The 14,474-nt window shown below is 64.8% G+C and carries 15 protein-coding genes; 10 read left to right on the plus strand and 5 right to left on the minus strand.

The genetic code is table 11. From position 1 onward, the window contains the following. Nucleotides 1-178: 178 nt before the first annotated feature. Nucleotides 179-1,606 carry an aminomethyl transferase family protein gene (locus ACFQQD_RS03260; protein ID WP_378086186.1) on the minus strand — a complete coding sequence of 476 codons (1,428 nt, stop codon included), beginning with the start codon at nucleotides 1,604-1,606 and terminating at the stop codon, nucleotides 179-181. A 295-nt stretch (nucleotides 1,607-1,901) separates the two neighbouring features. On the opposite strand from ACFQQD_RS03260, the gene ACFQQD_RS03265 reads away from it, so the two are divergent. From ACFQQD_RS03265 to ACFQQD_RS03280, 4 genes are all read left to right on the plus strand, one after another. Further along, entirely contained in the window at nucleotides 1,902-2,351 is a 450-nt protein-coding gene (locus ACFQQD_RS03265) for an acyl-CoA thioesterase (protein ID WP_378087482.1), read from the plus strand. A gap of 136 nt (nucleotides 2,352-2,487) precedes the next feature. Then, a complete protein-coding gene (locus tag ACFQQD_RS03270) occupies nucleotides 2,488-3,405 on the plus strand; it encodes a MetQ/NlpA family ABC transporter substrate-binding protein (RefSeq protein WP_378086188.1) in 918 nt (305 codons plus the stop codon). 60 nt (nucleotides 3,406-3,465) lie between these two features. Further along, nucleotides 3,466-4,497 (plus strand): methionine ABC transporter ATP-binding protein, encoded by a 1,032-nt coding sequence (locus ACFQQD_RS03275; protein WP_378086190.1) that lies wholly within the window; start codon nucleotides 3,466-3,468, stop codon nucleotides 4,495-4,497. Further along, the gene (locus tag ACFQQD_RS03280) at nucleotides 4,494-5,162 is read left to right on the plus strand and encodes a methionine ABC transporter permease (RefSeq protein WP_378086192.1); all 669 of its coding nucleotides are present in this window, start codon (nucleotides 4,494-4,496) and stop codon (nucleotides 5,160-5,162) included. Before ACFQQD_RS03275 ends, ACFQQD_RS03280 begins: the two co-directional genes overlap by 4 nt. Before the next feature lie 76 nt (nucleotides 5,163-5,238). Here ACFQQD_RS03280 and ACFQQD_RS03285 read toward each other — a convergent pair whose 3' ends face one another. After that, nucleotides 5,239-6,258 carry a DUF6454 family protein gene (locus ACFQQD_RS03285; protein WP_378086194.1) on the minus strand — a complete coding sequence of 340 codons (1,020 nt, stop codon included), beginning with the start codon at nucleotides 6,256-6,258 and terminating at the stop codon, nucleotides 5,239-5,241. Between the two features lie 445 nt (nucleotides 6,259-6,703). Here ACFQQD_RS03285 and ACFQQD_RS03290 point away from each other — a divergent pair, with 445 nt between their 5' ends. From ACFQQD_RS03290 to ACFQQD_RS03315, 6 genes are all read left to right on the plus strand, one after another. Then, entirely contained in the window at nucleotides 6,704-7,345 is a 642-nt protein-coding gene (locus tag ACFQQD_RS03290) for a hypothetical protein (RefSeq protein ID WP_378086196.1), read from the plus strand. A 171-nt stretch (nucleotides 7,346-7,516) separates the two neighbouring features. Continuing rightward, entirely contained in the window at nucleotides 7,517-7,891 is a 375-nt protein-coding gene (locus ACFQQD_RS03295) for a hypothetical protein (protein ID WP_378086198.1), read from the plus strand. A 166-nt stretch (nucleotides 7,892-8,057) separates the two neighbouring features. Further along, the gene (locus ACFQQD_RS03300; protein ID WP_378086200.1) at nucleotides 8,058-9,140 is read left to right on the plus strand and encodes an MBL fold metallo-hydrolase; all 1,083 of its coding nucleotides are present in this window, start codon (nucleotides 8,058-8,060) and stop codon (nucleotides 9,138-9,140) included. Between the two features lie 147 nt (nucleotides 9,141-9,287). Next, the gene (locus ACFQQD_RS03305; protein ID WP_378086202.1) at nucleotides 9,288-9,998 is read left to right on the plus strand and encodes a hypothetical protein; all 711 of its coding nucleotides are present in this window, start codon (nucleotides 9,288-9,290) and stop codon (nucleotides 9,996-9,998) included. Then, on the plus strand, nucleotides 9,985-10,794 hold the full coding sequence (locus ACFQQD_RS03310) for a hypothetical protein (protein ID WP_378086205.1): 810 nt from the start codon (nucleotides 9,985-9,987) through the stop codon (nucleotides 10,792-10,794). The genes ACFQQD_RS03305 and ACFQQD_RS03310 overlap by 14 nt, the downstream gene beginning before the upstream one ends. Nucleotides 10,795-10,898: 104 nt before the next feature. Continuing rightward, nucleotides 10,899-11,774: a potassium channel family protein gene (locus ACFQQD_RS03315; protein ID WP_378086207.1), complete on the plus strand. Its 876-nt coding sequence runs from the start codon at nucleotides 10,899-10,901 to the stop codon at nucleotides 11,772-11,774. 63 nt (nucleotides 11,775-11,837) lie between these two features. On the opposite strand, the gene ACFQQD_RS03320 is transcribed toward ACFQQD_RS03315, so the two are convergent. The 3 genes from ACFQQD_RS03320 to fdhA all read right to left on the minus strand — a co-directional run bounded on the left by ACFQQD_RS03320 (nucleotide 11,838) and on the right by fdhA (nucleotide 14,357). Then, nucleotides 11,838-12,356, minus strand: coding sequence for a DUF421 domain-containing protein (locus tag ACFQQD_RS03320; RefSeq protein ID WP_378086209.1), 519 nt, complete (start codon nucleotides 12,354-12,356; stop codon nucleotides 11,838-11,840). Nucleotides 12,357-12,535: 179 nt separating this feature from the next. Further along, a complete protein-coding gene (locus ACFQQD_RS03325; protein WP_378086211.1) occupies nucleotides 12,536-12,946 on the minus strand; it encodes a four-helix bundle copper-binding protein in 411 nt (136 codons plus the stop codon). Between the two features lie 193 nt (nucleotides 12,947-13,139). After that, the gene (gene fdhA, locus ACFQQD_RS03330) at nucleotides 13,140-14,357 is read right to left on the minus strand and encodes a formaldehyde dehydrogenase, glutathione-independent (protein WP_378086213.1); all 1,218 of its coding nucleotides are present in this window, start codon (nucleotides 14,355-14,357) and stop codon (nucleotides 13,140-13,142) included. Nucleotides 14,358-14,474 lie beyond the last annotated feature (117 nt).

The raw sequence follows: 14,474 nt of genomic DNA on the forward strand, positions 1-14,474 counted from the left end.
AGACCCAGTGCTAGAGCACTGGGTCTGGTCCGCTGCACTGGGTCTGGTCCACCGCGCTGGTCTAGCCTGGCCTGTCCCCCACTCGAGGACGCGGCTTAAACACGACAGTGCGGGTCCCCGCGAGAGAATCTCGCAAAGACCCGCACTGTCGTCAGGCGGTGATCAGTAGATCAGATGATCAGCCCTTGTAGCCGGTGCGCCAGCCGCCCTGGTAGGACTCGCGGGCAACGGCGGAGTACGGAACCGGGGAAACCGTAGCGGAGACCTCAGTCTGCTGGTGCGGCTCGACGGTGGTCTTCTTGGTGCCGCCGTCCGGCTCGCCCCAGATGACCTTCAGCTCGGCGCCCTCGGGGACGTCCGGGTTGATGGTGGCCAGGGACAGCGCGCGCTTCTCGTTGGCGGAGTAGCCCGTGAACATGGACACGCCCACCACGTTGCCGTCGGCATCGACCACGGAGTCGTAGTTCGAGGAGCCGTAGTTGGCCAGCGGCAGGTCGAAGTACTTGAAGGGGGTGCCCTCCGTGTCGTACAGCGAGGACTGGATGCGCTTGATGTCTTCCGGCGCCCAGGCCAAGGTGACCTTCTTGCGCTGAGCGGCCGGGTCGATCTGCTCGAGGGCATCGCGACCGATGAAGTCGTGGTCGAACTTCACGAAGTTGCCGTAGCCCAGCTCCCACGGGTTGAGGTAGTAGTCCTCGATGTTGTCCGAGACGAAGGAGCCGGCAACGGCGTTGTTGGCCTCGTAGGAATCGGCACCGAGCCACTTGCGGTACTCGGCCAGCAGGCCGTCACCGGTGTAGATGGCCGGCAGCGGCGACGGGATCCAGCCGGACTCCAGGGTGTTGGAGGGGTAGGCACGGGAGCCCACGGCCAGCATGCCGAATTCCTCACCGGCGGTCAGGATGGCCTCGCGGATGCGGTCGTAGTCGGCGTAGGGGCCCCAGATCTCCAGGCCCGGAGCGCCGGACATGCCGTGACGCAGGGTGCGGACCTGGGTGCCGGCGATGTTCATCCAGGACATGTTGAAGAACTTCAACTGTTCGAGGGATTCACCGTGCAGCTTCTCGATGATCTCCCAGGCGCGGGGACCCTGGATCTGGAAGCGGTAGTACTCGCGGTGGACCGGCTTGCCCATCGGGCGGGAGGGGGAGCGACGATCCTCGACGATCTCCAGGTTCTGGTAGCCGTTCTTCTCAGCGTTGAACAGCATCCAGTTGGTGGAGGGAGCGCGGCCGACGTAGACGTACTCCTCCTCTTCCTGGCGGAACAGGATGCCGTCACCGATGACGTGGCCGGCCGGGGTGACCGGGACGTACTGCTTGGCCTTGTCCACGGCGAAGTTGGCCACGGAGTTGATGGCGGTGTCCGAGATCAGTTTGATGGCGTCCGGGCCGCGCAGGATCAGGTTGTCCATGTGGTGCGACTGGTCGAACAGCACAGCCGACTCACGCCAGGCGCGCTGCTCCGAGCGCCAGTTGGAGAACTCGGGTGCGACGACGGGGTAGACGTAAGCGCCGATCTGGGCATTGCGCAGACGGTCGACAACGTTGCCGGACTCATCCAGCACGTCCTGCAGGGACTTTTTATTTCCAACGGTTTCAGTCAACGAACCGGTCCTTTCTGGGGTGTACTGCCGGGGCATTGGCGCGGGTGTGGTGACCCTCGCCACAGGTGGTTCATTCCAGACAATATACCTATGGCGATAGGTATGTCGATATGGTGCCGAAAAGTGCCTCGAAAATGACTCCGTGGCCCGGGCCATGCCACGTTCACGCTATCGCGGATACGCTCGAAAGATGAGTGACGAGACCCGGAATGACGTGGCCGGCGAGCCGGCGGAACAGCACTCCCCTCGGTCGGTCGACCGGACGGCAGAGCGGACAGACGACCGGACGGCAGCGATGCCGACTATCGGAGTCGACGACGCCGCCAACTCCGATAGTGACGCGGTCAGCTTCCACACCCGCAAATGGGTCAAACCTGAGGACCTCAACGCCAACGGAACCCTCTTCGGAGGCTCCTTGCTGCGCTGGATCGACGAGCAGGCGGCCATCTACGCCATCATTCAACTCGGCAATCACCGCAGCGTGACCAAGCTGATCTCCGAGATCAACTTCGTCTCCTCCGCTCAACAGGGCGACATGATCGAGATGGGCTTGAAGGCCACCCACTTCGGCCGCACCTCTCTAACCATGCGCGCGGAGGTTCGGAATATGATCACCCGTCAGGTCATCCTCACCATCGAGAAGATCGTGTTCGTCTCCCTCGGCCAGGACGGCAAGCCCGTCCCGCACGGGTATACGGACATCACGTACCACCGGGATCGCCTTCCCGCCGAGAAGCGGGGATAGAGCCCTGAGTCGCGCCCGCCCCCACCGGCGTTCTCAGATCGGTGCTCTATCCTGTATGTCGGCGTATGACCGGTCATTCCGGCGGAAAACTAAGCTTGAATCGGTCTATCACCCCCACTGATCACAGGAGCACCCCATGTCCCGCACCCGCACCCGCACTCTCTCCCTTTCCAGCCTGGCCCTGGCCGGCGCCCTGGCCCTGTCCGCCTGCGGCGGCGGCAACGGTGGCGAGGAGTCCGAGGCAGAACTCGGCACCGAGGACAACCCGGTGGTTCTCGGGGTCGTCGGGGCTTCCGAGCCGTACTGGCAGACCTATGAGGACGCCGTCGAGGCCGAGGGCATCCAGGTCGAGATCCAGGACTTCACCGAATACACCCAGCCCAACCCGGCACTGTCCGAGGGCGAGTTGGACATGAACCAGTTCCAGCACATCCAGTACCTGGCTGACTACAACGTCGCTGCCGATGACGACCTCGAGGTCATCGGCTCCACCGCCATCTACCCGCTCGGCCTGTACTCCAGCAAGCACGGATCCGTGGAGGAGATTCCCGACGGCGGCAAGGTCATCGTCCCGAACGACACGGTCAACCAGGCCCGTGGCCTGTTGGTGCTGCAGTCGGCCGGTCTCGTCAAACTCGCCGACGGCGGCAACGCCGCCTCCACCCTCGAAGACGTCATCGAGGAGGAGTCGAAGGTGACCGTGTCCGCGCTGGACGCCGCCGCCATTCCGAACTCTCTGCCGGACGTGGACGGCGCCATCATCAACAATGACTTCCTCAACAACGCTGGCCTGACCGGCGACGATGTGCTTTTCCAGGATGATCCGTCCGACCCGGATGCCTTCCCGTACATCAACATCTTCGCCACCCAGGCCGAGGACGCGGACAACGAGACCCTCAAGAAGATGGTGGAGATCTACCAGACCAATGAGGATGTCCAGGCAGGCGTGCAGGAATCGGCCGGCGGGACTGCCGAACTGGTGCAGACACCGGTCGAGGAGCTGCAGGCGTCACTGGATGAGACCGAAGAGGCCATCCGCAACGCCTCCGAGTAACGCTCCGAGACAGGCCCAGCCAGGCCGAGCACGACCGCCCCGGAAGGACACCATCCGCTCATGCCACACATCTCCCTGCGCGAGGTCACCAAGGAGTACCCCGCACCCCGTCGCGGCAACAGACCGACGGTGGCCGTGGACCACGTCACTCTCGAGGTCGAGCGGGGGGATGTGTTCGGCATCATCGGATACTCAGGTGCGGGCAAGTCGACCCTGGTGCGACTCATCAACGCCCTCGAACCGGCCACGAGCGGCTCCATCGAGATCGACGGCGTCGATGTGACGCAGTTGTCGGCGGCCAAGCAGCGGGAGATGCGCACCGGCGTCGGGATGATTTTCCAGCGGTTCAATCTGCTGAACTCTCGCTCGGTGCGCCGCAATGTGGAGTATCCGCTCGAGGTGGCCGGTTGGAAGGCGGGCGACCGCAAGAAGCGTGCGCGGGAGTTGCTGGATTTCGTCGGTTTGGCGGACAAAGCCAGTGCCTACCCCGAGCAGCTCTCCGGCGGCCAGCAGCAGCGCGTGGGTATCGCTCGCGCGCTGGCGGCCAACCCCGAGATCCTGTTGGCCGACGAGGCCACGTCCGCGCTGGATCCCGAGACCACGGACGAGGTGCTGGACCTGCTCGCGAGGATCAACCGGGAGCTCGGACTGACCATCATGGTCATCACCCACGAGATGGGCGTGATCGCCCGCATCGCTACCAAGGTCGCGGTGATGGAGCGCGGCAAGGTGGTGGAGCAGGGCGAGACCTATTCGGTCTTCACCAACCCGCAGACCACGACCGCGAAGCGCTTCGTCCGCACGGTGGTGCGGAACCTGCCGGACGGCGACGAGCTGGCCGAGTTGCGCTCTCAGCACGAGGGCCGTTTCTTCACCATTTCCTTCACCGACGAGGGCGCGACCGAGGCGAGGGTGTTCGGGGCGCTGGCTCGGGCCGGCGTCGACTTCAACCTGGTCTATGGCGGTGTGGACGCCATCCAGGGCCGGGTCTACGGTCTGTTGACCATCGCGGTGCGCGGTGACGCCCGAGCGGTCGACGAGGCGCTGTCCACCATCGGCTCCGGGGTCACCATTGAGGAGGTGGCGGCATGAGCATCGCCGACCAGATCGTGGACCTGATGCCGACGCTGCTGGAGCAGACCGGCATCATGCTGTGGATCGTGGCGTTGTCGCTGGTCATCGGTGGCATCGCCGGGACGATCGTGGGCACGGCGTTGTACGTGACCCGCAAGGGCGGCATCATGCAGCAGCCGGTGGTGTTCTGGGTGCTGTCCGTCATCGTCAACACCTTCCGCCCCGTGCCGTTCATCATCTTCATTGCGGCCGTGCAACCGTTGGCCCGGGAAGTGGTGGGCACCGGCATCGGCAACGACGCCGTGGTGTTCGGCATCTCGATCGCGGCCACCTTCGGCATCGCCCGGCTGGTGGAACAGAATCTGATGTCCGTGGATCCCGGAGTCATCGAGGCTGCTCGCGCCATGGGCGCCGGGCCGTGGCGCATTATCCGCACCGTGATACTGCCCGAGGCACTCGGCCCGCTGATCCTCGGCTATACCTTCGCCATCATCGCCCTGATCGACATGTCCGCCGTGGCGGGCATCATCGGCGGCGACGGGCTGGGCAACTACGCCGTGGCCTACGGTTACCGCCAGTTCGATCCGGTGGTGACGTGGAGCGCCCTGGCGATCATCGTGATCGTGGTGCAGCTGATCCAGGCCTTCGGCAACATCCTGGCCCGCAAGATCCTGCGGAGGTAGCCGCGGCGACCGTGAGTGATCCTCGCGTCTGTGCCTGCGGACCATCAGACGTTCAGGGGCTGAGACGCTCAGACCCTCAGGGACGAGCCTCGTAGACGAACAGCTCAGTGCCGGCAGTTTCTTCGCCGTCGTCCGGCGCCGCGAAGAGACGCAACACCTCGCCGTCCGCCTCCAGAGTGGCTGGGTTGCGAGTGATGGTGTGTCCGGCCGTGGAGACCATGGGCACGGGTACTTCGTGCAGGATTTCATCGGTGCGCAGATCGGTCAGGGCGATGCCGCCCAGCTCGAAGGACTGGCCGGCGTCGTTGTTCACGTTGGTGACGCCGTAGCAAAGCTGAGTCCGATGGCCGGAGTAATCGCAGTCCTGATAGTCGATGAAGTGGCTGGGGTTGAGCGACTGGTCCTTCAGCTTCCCGTGGTGGTTCCACGTGAAGAAGTCCCGCGAACCCCAGCTGACACCGTTGATCTTGCCGGTCTGCTGGTCCCGAACCACTCCGCCGACGTGGTCGTCATGCCGGAACTGCTCCGTGATCTGCAGGGTCTCGGGGTCGATGGTGTAGGCGATCGAGGCACTGTTCGGGCGATACTCGGCCACAGGGACCCACACCTGCTCTCCGTCGAAGTCGATGCCGCCCGGGTGATACACGTCGCCTTCCCCGACCTCGATGTCCTTGATCAGCTCGCCGTCGCGCGTCAGGACGAAGACGTGTCCCTGCCCAACGCCGGCGGACCGATCCATGCCGTCCACCGGCTCGTCGTAGGGCACCGTCGGCTCGATGATCTCCACACTGGAGGGGTAGATGCGGTCGCCGACCAGGGCCATGCCCTGCGGGTGGAACGTCTCAAAGTCGAGAGAAACCTTTTCCACCAGGTCCCATTCCGTGGACCGCGTGGTCGACTGGAACAGTTCAGCCTCCGGGGACAGCTGGTGAACCACATCGGAGCGTTGTTGACCCTCGACGCCGGCCGGAACCTGAGTTGCGACCGATACCTGGGTGGACGGCGCGGCGGTCGCCGCGACGCCACCGATCGACCCGGTCAACGCGATGACACCGGCAGCCAGAACACCGGTGACGGACGGGGAAAAACGCAGCATGGGCACTCCTGTGTGATCGCGAGATGAGTTCGCAGTGGTACCGAGAAACCTAGGACTCGGAACCGATCAGCCGATGACCACGGTGGGAACGGCACAGGAACTGTGGGTGAGGATGCGGAGGCCATCGCGCCGGGGATGCCCTCCACAGAACGAGGATTGTTGACCCAGCCAACCCCGCTCAGAGCCAGTATTCAGAACTACATCAATGTAGTTTGCACAAATTCCTTATCGCGTCCGCCCCTACCCATAGCTTTCATGTCGTTATCAGCCGGACCTCGGACGCACCGTCCATCGGGGCTTCGGCATCCATCACTCTTAAGGAGATACAGCTATGGAACGGCTTCCCTCGCCACCATCCCGTGCACCACAATCGTCCCCGGACCCATCCAGAGAACCAGCCCCTCCCAAGAAGCCTTGGTACAAGCGTCCGGGCATCATCGCCCTCGTGGCGGCAACCGTCGTGGTCGCTGGATTCACCGGCGCGATGAACGGCAGCACCGACGATGCGACGGCCACCGCGCCAGCATCATCAACAAGTGCTTCCCCGAGCTCCGCCGATGAGACGGCTGGCGGTGGTGAAGACCGAGCGACGCCGAAACCGTCCAGCACCTCGACCACGCCGTCGTCATCGAGCACTTCTTCGGCCCCCACGCCCAGCCCGACGCCCACCCCAACGCCCACGCCCACCCCAACTCCGTCGAAGACCCTCGACGAGCCCGCGGACCCGTCGGATTACGAGGTACTCAGTGCTCGAGATCTGGCCCTGATCACCAAGGACCCGGACAGCCATCTCGGCCGCCAGGTCCAGGTCTATGCGCTCATCACCCAGTTCGACGCGGCCACGGGTGACTGCATCTTCCGCGGCGATACGGCCTACACCAACATGGCCGACCAGTGGGACTACGAGCACAACTCCATGTTCATGGCCGAGGGCGGCGCCGGATGCGCCGTGCTGAACGACTTCGTCGCCGACGACCAGGCGCTGGTGCTCGCCACTGTGGGACCGTCTTATACGTACGAAACGCAAATGGGCGGGTCCACCACCGTCCCGACGTACATCATCGATGGAATAGAACTCGTGCAGTAGCTGCCGGGTAAAACCCCCGGGCAAAATCCCCGTGTCGTCACCGTCTCGATCGGGGGTGGCTGCGGTGGTGTCCAGGGATTCGCCGTGGACACCACCGCTGCGGGGCATGAATGGCAGCACATTTCCTGCCAGCCCTGTGGTCCCGGGAACCAAGACCATAGACTCGTCCTCATGACCTCGGATTCAGAGCAGCCCCTGCCCAGCAAGCCGACTACGTCACCCCAGCCGGCCAAGCCCACTCAGCCCGCCAACGGCGTCACCGCCCGCAGCAATACCGCCGACGCGTGGGACCAAATCCGCCATTCGGCCGAGTCCACCACTCGAAAGCTCAACGACTTCCGTCACCGCAACCAGAGCAGGCCCGAGCTGGAGAAGACTCTCCGGCAGTTCGCCGAGCGTGGCCGCGAGGAAACCGGACGGGGCTTGCGAGCGCTGGCCGAAGCCGCTGGCAAGCTGGCCGACGCAGTGGACCGCAAGCCCGGTGCCACAGGCCAGCATTCCGGGCCACCGCGCGAACTCGACCAGCGCACCTCACCTGAGGCCTGACGCCCGTCTCCACGGTCCTCTCCACACCCCGCTCACGCTCACGGTTCATCTCGTGCAACGTGCCTTGCGCGGCCACTGCGGTTCCTCCATAGTGAAGCAGATCGAGTGACTCAGCCCACATCGGCCGAGTAACACTCTCGTCAGTGAACTCGCACCTGGAGGACCCATGCCGACCGCACCCCGCAAGAGCGCCCTGTCTCGCCGCACCGTCCTGGGAGCTGGAGGCGTCGCCGCCCTCAGCGTCCCCCTGTTGGGCGCGGGCACCACTGCCGCCGCCGAGCCGGTGCTGGCCTCCTCGGACACCGTCCCGGACACGGGGATGCACCTCATCACCCTCGGTACGGCAGCCGGCCCCGCGATTCGCGGGCCGCGGCACGGTATCGCCAGCGCCGTCGTCGTTGATGGGCAGCACTATCTGGTCGATTTCGGTCTCGGCATGCCGCGTCAGGCCGCCGATTCTGGTTTGACCGGCAACACGCTGCGGCAGGGATTCGTCACTCACCTGCACTCAGACCACATCTCCGAACTGGCCGCGTACATGCTCTACAACTGGGACACCCCTGTTCAGGGCGTCACGTCCCGGGTGGGCATCATGGGGCCGGGCCGAGCCCGACTGCCGAAAGACATCCGCGCGGTCGTCACCCCGCCTCAGACGGGGATGAGCGACGTCATCGACCACCTGCTGAAGGCCAACGCCTATGACGTCAACATCCGCACCACGGACGAGGCCAGGATCCCGCTGAACGAGCTCTTCGAGGGCGTGGACATCGACCTGCCGAAGCAGCCGAAAGCCGATCCGGACCGCCATCCGGTGCCCGAGATGGACCCGTTCACCGTCTACGAAGACGACCGGGTGCGGGTGCAGGCCACCTTGGTCGACCACCTGCCGGTCTTCCCGTCCTTCGGCTTCCGCTTCGAGTCCGAGCACGGCGTGATCGCCTTCTCCGGTGACACCGCTGAGAACTCCAATGTCGCCCGTCTCAGCCGCGACGCAGACATCCTGGTGCACGAGGTGGTGAACATGGACTTCTACCGCGACCAGGACTACACCGAGGAGTTCCTGCACCACCTCGAATCCAGTCACACCACGCCCGAAGGCATCGGACGGATCGCCGCCGAGGCCGGGGCCAAGAGCGTGGTCGTCAGTCATATGGCCGGCGTGTTCTCGGACGCCGATGTGGCTGGGATCGAAGAGGCCTACGGTGGGCCGTACACACTGGCCGCAGACCGACAACTGTTCAGCGTCTGATCTCGAAGGGGATGTCGTGCCGGGATGGAGCCGAGTCAAGAACCGGACCCGCCCCCCCAGCCCGCCCTCGCCTGGACGATCGGTGTTCCTCCGTAGAGTTGGTTCACGGATTCTCATCGACCAACCGTCTCCTGGAGGTCCCCGAGCGTGACTAGCCCGCTAAATCCCCCATCTGCCGAGCGGGCCGAGGCAGCCGAGGCTCTGGCCGCCCGTCTGGACCGCCCGATGGGATTTCTCGGCATCCTCTTCCTCCTGGTGTTCCTGGGCCAACTCCTGGTCACGGAACCCGGATGGTCCCGCGCTCTGAGCATTGCCGGATGGGTGTTCTGGGCCCTGTTCGTCGCCGAGTTCCTCTTTCGGGCCTACGTGGCCGGGTTCCAATCGGCGTTCTGGCGCCGCAATTGGTGGCAAGTGATCTTCCTGCTGACCCCGTTCCTGCGGTTTGTCCGGGCGCTGCAAGCGGTGCGAATCTTGCGCGTGGCACGGGTGGCACGCGTGGGCGGGATCGTGTCCGCCGGGGTGCGTGGGTCCCGATCGGCTGGCCGGCTGCTGTCCAGCCGGATCGGATGGCTGGCGGCGGTGACCGTCGTCGTGGTCCTGGCCTCGAGCCAACTGCTCTACGCGTTCGAATCCCAGACCGACTACACCACAGCCCTGTACGAAGCTGCACTGGCCACGGTCACGGGGAGCGGCATCACCACCGAAGATCCGGTCTCCAAGGTGCTGAGGTTGGTGCTGGCCGTGTACTCCGTTGCCGTCTTCGCCACCCTCGCCGGATCGCTCGGCGCGTATTTCTTGCGCGACGAGCACATCGCCCCGACTCACGTCGAAGGGGACGGTCCAGATGAACGGATTTGAGCTCGATGTCGCCACTGGCCTGTGGATCGCCGCCGGGTTGACTGCGGTGCTGGCGGCGCTCCATTGGGCGGCTCCGTGGGTCCGCGGTCTGCCGATGGTCCCGGAAAGTTTCACCGGCTCTTTCGCCGGTGGGCTGGCCGTGGCCTATGTCTTCCTGCATCTGTTGCCGGAGATCGCCGCCGGCAATGAAGCCGTCGGGGAGGCCCTGTCCGACGTCCTGGAACCCACCCCGCTGCTGGAGCTGGCCATCTTCGTGGTCGCTCTGGCCGGTTTCACGGTGTTCTACGGCCTGGAACGCCTGGCCAAGTACCACGGCAACCGCGACGCCGGCTCCGGTGGGACCACGGGATCCCTCGCCGGCGGCGCGGTGGAGTCAGCGGGCGTGTACTGGCTGCACTTGATCGCGTTCATGGCCTACAACGCGATGATCACCTACACCATGGTTCTGCGGGTCCGGACCGGGCTGCTGTTCGCGGTCCTGTTCACGGTGGCCATGGGGCTGCACTTCGTGCTCACCGACCGTGGTCTGGCCGAGCATTATCCCCGGCGTTTCCGCGCCCAGGGCCGGGTACTCCTGGCCGGTTCGCTGGTGCTCGGTTGGATCCTGGCTGCCATGGCCGCGCCAACTAGCACACTCGTGGTGGCCGTGCTCACCGCCTTCATCGGCGGGACCACCCTGCTAAACGTCTTCAAGGAGGAGGTGCCGTCCAATCGGTCCTCCAGTTTCTTGTGGTTCACTATCGGACTCGTGCTGTACTCGGTGTTGCTGGCTGTCATCGCCGTGGTCGAACAATGACACCCCACCCCGGTGATGGCCTGAGGACCGACGTCCACGTAATAGGCAGTGCTGGGCCAGTCCTCTGCGCCAAAGTGAACGTCAACTGAGAACGGAGACCAGCCATGGATGTGGTGCTGACCATTGCGGGCATTGCGGTGATCGCGCTGGGTCTTTGGGACATGTTCCACAGTCTCCTGCACCCCGAGGGACAGGGGACGCTGAGCCACCTGATGCTCGCGGGCGTATGGAAAGCCTCCAGCATGATGAGGCACCGGCTGGGCTCTGCGGCTGGACCGGGCGGCATGGTCACCGTGATCCTGATGTGGGTGCTGTTGCAGTCGGTGGGTTGGGTCCTGGTCTATCTGCCACGTATTCCCGAGGGATTCAGCTATCCAGGTGTGGACCCGGCAAACTATTCAGGCGTTGCCGAGGCGCTGTATATGTCCTTCACCTCTCTCTCGACCGTGGGCTTCGGAGACATGGTCGCGATCGATCCCTGGACCCGGATTGCCTCCCCACTGCAGGCGCTGACCGGTTTCGCCCTCTTGACCGCCGCTCTGACCTGGTTCACTCAGGTGTACCCGCCGTTGGCACGCCGTCGGGCACTGGCACTGGAGTTGAGCAACCTGCGGCGGGCCGGTTACGTCGACAAGCTGGGTACGCTGGACCCGACGGTGGCGTCCGGGCTGCTGGACGGTGTGGCCCGTCAGGCGGAACTCGCCAGCATCGATTTCATCCAGCACTCTGAGAGCTACTTCTTCGTGGAGGTGCATCCGGACCTGTCCTTGGCCCGGCAGTTGCCCCATGCCCTGGAGTTCCGGGATGCCGCCCGCCGGGTCCAGTCACCCGAAGTCCAGCTGGCGACCCAACGCCTCTCGTTGTCCCTCGATCGGCTCGGAAGCGTCCTCAATAGATTCGTCTTTGCCTCGGGCAGGGATCTTGAAGCGATCTTCTCCGCCTACGCCGCCGATCACGAGAAGTCGCACTCATCATCCTGAGCCGGCCTGGGCGCGAACGCCTAGTGAGAGACCAACGGAAACCGAGGCCGGGCATGGTGCCGGTCAGCCGGCTTCCGGCCCGCCCACACCTTTCAGAGCAGATCCGTTGCCGTACTGGCTTTCCGGAATGACGCTGAGCTTGCCACTGGTCTCCAGCACCACCGCCTTCACCTGAGCCAGATCCCCGATGCCCTGAGATCGCACAGCTTGACGCAGCTCGGATTCGGTGAGGCGGTTCCGTCGCAGCTCATCGTGCTGAATCCGGCCCTCGATCAACAGCAGCGCCGGCCGCGACGTCAGCGCAGTGCGGGTTCTCGGCCAATGCGCCGAGAGGGACGCCACCAAGAACTGCAATCCGGCCAACAGGGCCAGTGTCGTGAGGCCCTCTGTCAGAGAGACGTCCGAACTGAGCAGAATCGTCGCCAGAGTGGAGCCGAGGGACACGGTGACCACGAAGTCGAAGGCGTTGAGCTGTCCCAGGGTTCGTTTGCCGGAGACCCGCAGCACCACCACGAGCGCCGCATACGCGGCTGTGCCGACGAGGACAATGCGCAGCAGATCGAACCACGAGTCAAACCACATTCGGGACCCCTCCCCGCGGCGGAACCGGCCACCGGTCCGGTGATCTGGCCGGCAACCGGTCCATTGATGGGCCGAGCCGGACTTGGGACCCAGTCAAACGGACCACACCCGGTGATATAGCAATGGGTGCGGTCCGCACGACTGGGTCCCCATCAGATTCGCTGAGTTTGCCGCTGGTCTCAGCCGAGAGAGGCCAACAGATCCGAGCAGGCTTGCTCACAGCGACGGCAGGCCTCGGCGCAGAACCGGCAATGCTCGTGCATCTGAGCATGGCTTTCACATTCCTCGGCGCAGCCCTGGCACGCGGCGCGGCAGGCCTCCACGAGCGCTCGGGTGACCTGGGCACTGTCACCGGTGCGGCGAGTGAGGACCCGGCCGGTGGTCAGGCAGATGTCGGCGCAGTCCAGGTCCGTGCCGATGCACACCGTCAACTCGGCGACCTTGTCCTCGGCCAGGCAGGCGTCGGCACAGGCGGTGCACGTCTGCGCACACTCGAAGCAGGCCTCGATGCACGCGGCCAGCTTGTCTTTGTCCACCGAACCGAGGTCCTTCGGATACGTCTCCAACATCGTGCTCACGTGATGGGTCATCGAGAACTCCTTCATCGATCGAGGTCTCAGATAGTGCGGCCGGGCTCGACCGGCCTCACTATCGGCCGTAAACCGGCTGGTGCCCCCCGGTGAAGACCCGCACCCCGCCCTATCGCCAAGCCAGACCGTTCGGCCTCCAGTGCGGACAAACGGAGGTCAGGCGGACAAACGCAGAACAGCGAACGAACGGGGGTCAGTCCGAGAGGTACCCGTTGGGGTTGAGCACGAACTTCGTCGCCGCACCGGCATCGAACTCGGCGTAGCCGCGCGGGGCATCCTCGAGGGAGATCGCCTTGGCGTTGACGGCCTTGGCGATCGGGGCCTTGTCATGCAGGATCGCCATCATCAACTGGCGGTTGTACTTCATCACCGGGCACTGCCCCGTGGCGAAGGACAGTGATTTGGCCCAGCCGGTGCCCAGCGAGAGGGACAGCGAGCCCTTCTGCGCCGCCTCGTCCACGGCGCCCGGGTCACCCGTGACGTACAAGCCCGGGATGCCGAGTGATCCACCGGCGGTCGTGATGTCCATCAGGGAGTTCAGGACCGTCGCCGGAGCCTCGTGGCTGGCGTCCTTGCCGTGCCCGCGGGCCTCGAAACCGACGGCGTCGATACCGCAGTCCACTTCCGGAACACCCAGGATCTGCTCAATCTGGTCCTCGAGCGCACCTTCGGCGACATTGACGGTCTCGCAGCCGAAAGAACGTGCCTGTACCAGGCGGTCGTCATTCATGTCCCCCACAATCACGACGGCGGCCCCCAGCAGTTGCGCTCCCATGGCGGCGGCCAGACCCACGGGGCCCGCGCCGGCGACGTAGACGGTGGAGCCGACGCCTACCCCGGCGGTGACGGCGCCGTGGAAGCCGGTGGGGAAGATGTCGGAGAGCATGGTGAGGTCCATGATCTTCTCCAGTGCCTGGTCCCGGTCCGGGAACGTCAACAGGTTCCAGTCGGCGTAGGGCACGAGGACGTACTCGGCCTGTCCTCCGACCCAGCCGCCCATGTCCACGTAACCGTAGGCGCTGCCCGGACGGTCAGGATTCACATTCAGGCAGATCCCGGTCTTGCGCTCCTTGCAGTTCCGGCAGCGGCCGCAGGAGATGTTGAACGGGACGGAGACGATGTCTCCGGTCTTGATGAACTCCACATCCGGGCCGGTCTCCACCACTTCACCGGTGATCTCGTGGCCCAAGATCAGATTGGCCGGGGCGGTGGTCCGGCCACGGACCATGTGCTGGTCCGAACCGCAGATATTGGTGGCGACGGTCTTGAGGATGACCCCGTGGGGAACCTTTCGGCCCACATTGGCGGGGTTCACCCCCGGACCGTCCTTCAACTCGAAGGTGGGGTACTCGGTGTCGATGACCTCGACCACGCCCGGTTCCTTGTAGGCGACAGCACGATTTCCTGGCATATCGGTTCCTCACTTCTCGTGTACGTGACTTCGGTGTACGTGGTTCAGCGGGACGTCACGGGCCACCGTGGCCGACATCATATTCTCCGGCCGTGCCGCGACGATAGGGGGTGGGAC

Origin of the sequence: Citricoccus sp. GCM10030269 (genome assembly GCF_042665635.1) — a bacterium.
Classification (GTDB): Bacteria; Actinomycetota; Actinomycetes; order Actinomycetales; family Micrococcaceae; genus Citricoccus.

What these genes read in the sequence shown, in the direction of transcription:
- ACFQQD_RS03280 (WP_378086192.1), top strand. Translation starts at nt 4,494, where the DNA reads ATGAGCATCGCCGACCAGATCGTGGACCTGATGCCGACGCTGCTGGAG.
- ACFQQD_RS03275 (WP_378086190.1), top strand. Translation starts at nt 3,466, where the DNA reads ATGCCACACATCTCCCTGCGCGAGGTCACCAAGGAGTACCCCGCACCC.
- ACFQQD_RS03270 (WP_378086188.1), top strand. Translation starts at nt 2,488, where the DNA reads ATGTCCCGCACCCGCACCCGCACTCTCTCCCTTTCCAGCCTGGCCCTG.
- ACFQQD_RS03295 (WP_378086198.1), top strand. Translation starts at nt 7,517, where the DNA reads ATGACCTCGGATTCAGAGCAGCCCCTGCCCAGCAAGCCGACTACGTCA.
- ACFQQD_RS03285 (WP_378086194.1), bottom strand. Translation starts at nt 6,258, where the DNA reads ATGCTGCGTTTTTCCCCGTCCGTCACCGGTGTTCTGGCTGCCGGTGTC.
- ACFQQD_RS03325 (WP_378086211.1), bottom strand. Translation starts at nt 12,946, where the DNA reads ATGACCCATCACGTGAGCACGATGTTGGAGACGTATCCGAAGGACCTC.
- ACFQQD_RS03315 (WP_378086207.1), top strand. Translation starts at nt 10,899, where the DNA reads ATGGATGTGGTGCTGACCATTGCGGGCATTGCGGTGATCGCGCTGGGT.
- ACFQQD_RS03300 (WP_378086200.1), top strand. Translation starts at nt 8,058, where the DNA reads ATGCCGACCGCACCCCGCAAGAGCGCCCTGTCTCGCCGCACCGTCCTG.
- ACFQQD_RS03320 (WP_378086209.1), bottom strand. Translation starts at nt 12,356, where the DNA reads ATGTGGTTTGACTCGTGGTTCGATCTGCTGCGCATTGTCCTCGTCGGC.
- ACFQQD_RS03310 (WP_378086205.1), top strand. Translation starts at nt 9,985, where the DNA reads ATGAACGGATTTGAGCTCGATGTCGCCACTGGCCTGTGGATCGCCGCC.
- fdhA (WP_378086213.1), bottom strand. Translation starts at nt 14,357, where the DNA reads ATGCCAGGAAATCGTGCTGTCGCCTACAAGGAACCGGGCGTGGTCGAG.
- ACFQQD_RS03265 (WP_378087482.1), top strand. Translation starts at nt 1,902, where the DNA reads ATGCCGACTATCGGAGTCGACGACGCCGCCAACTCCGATAGTGACGCG.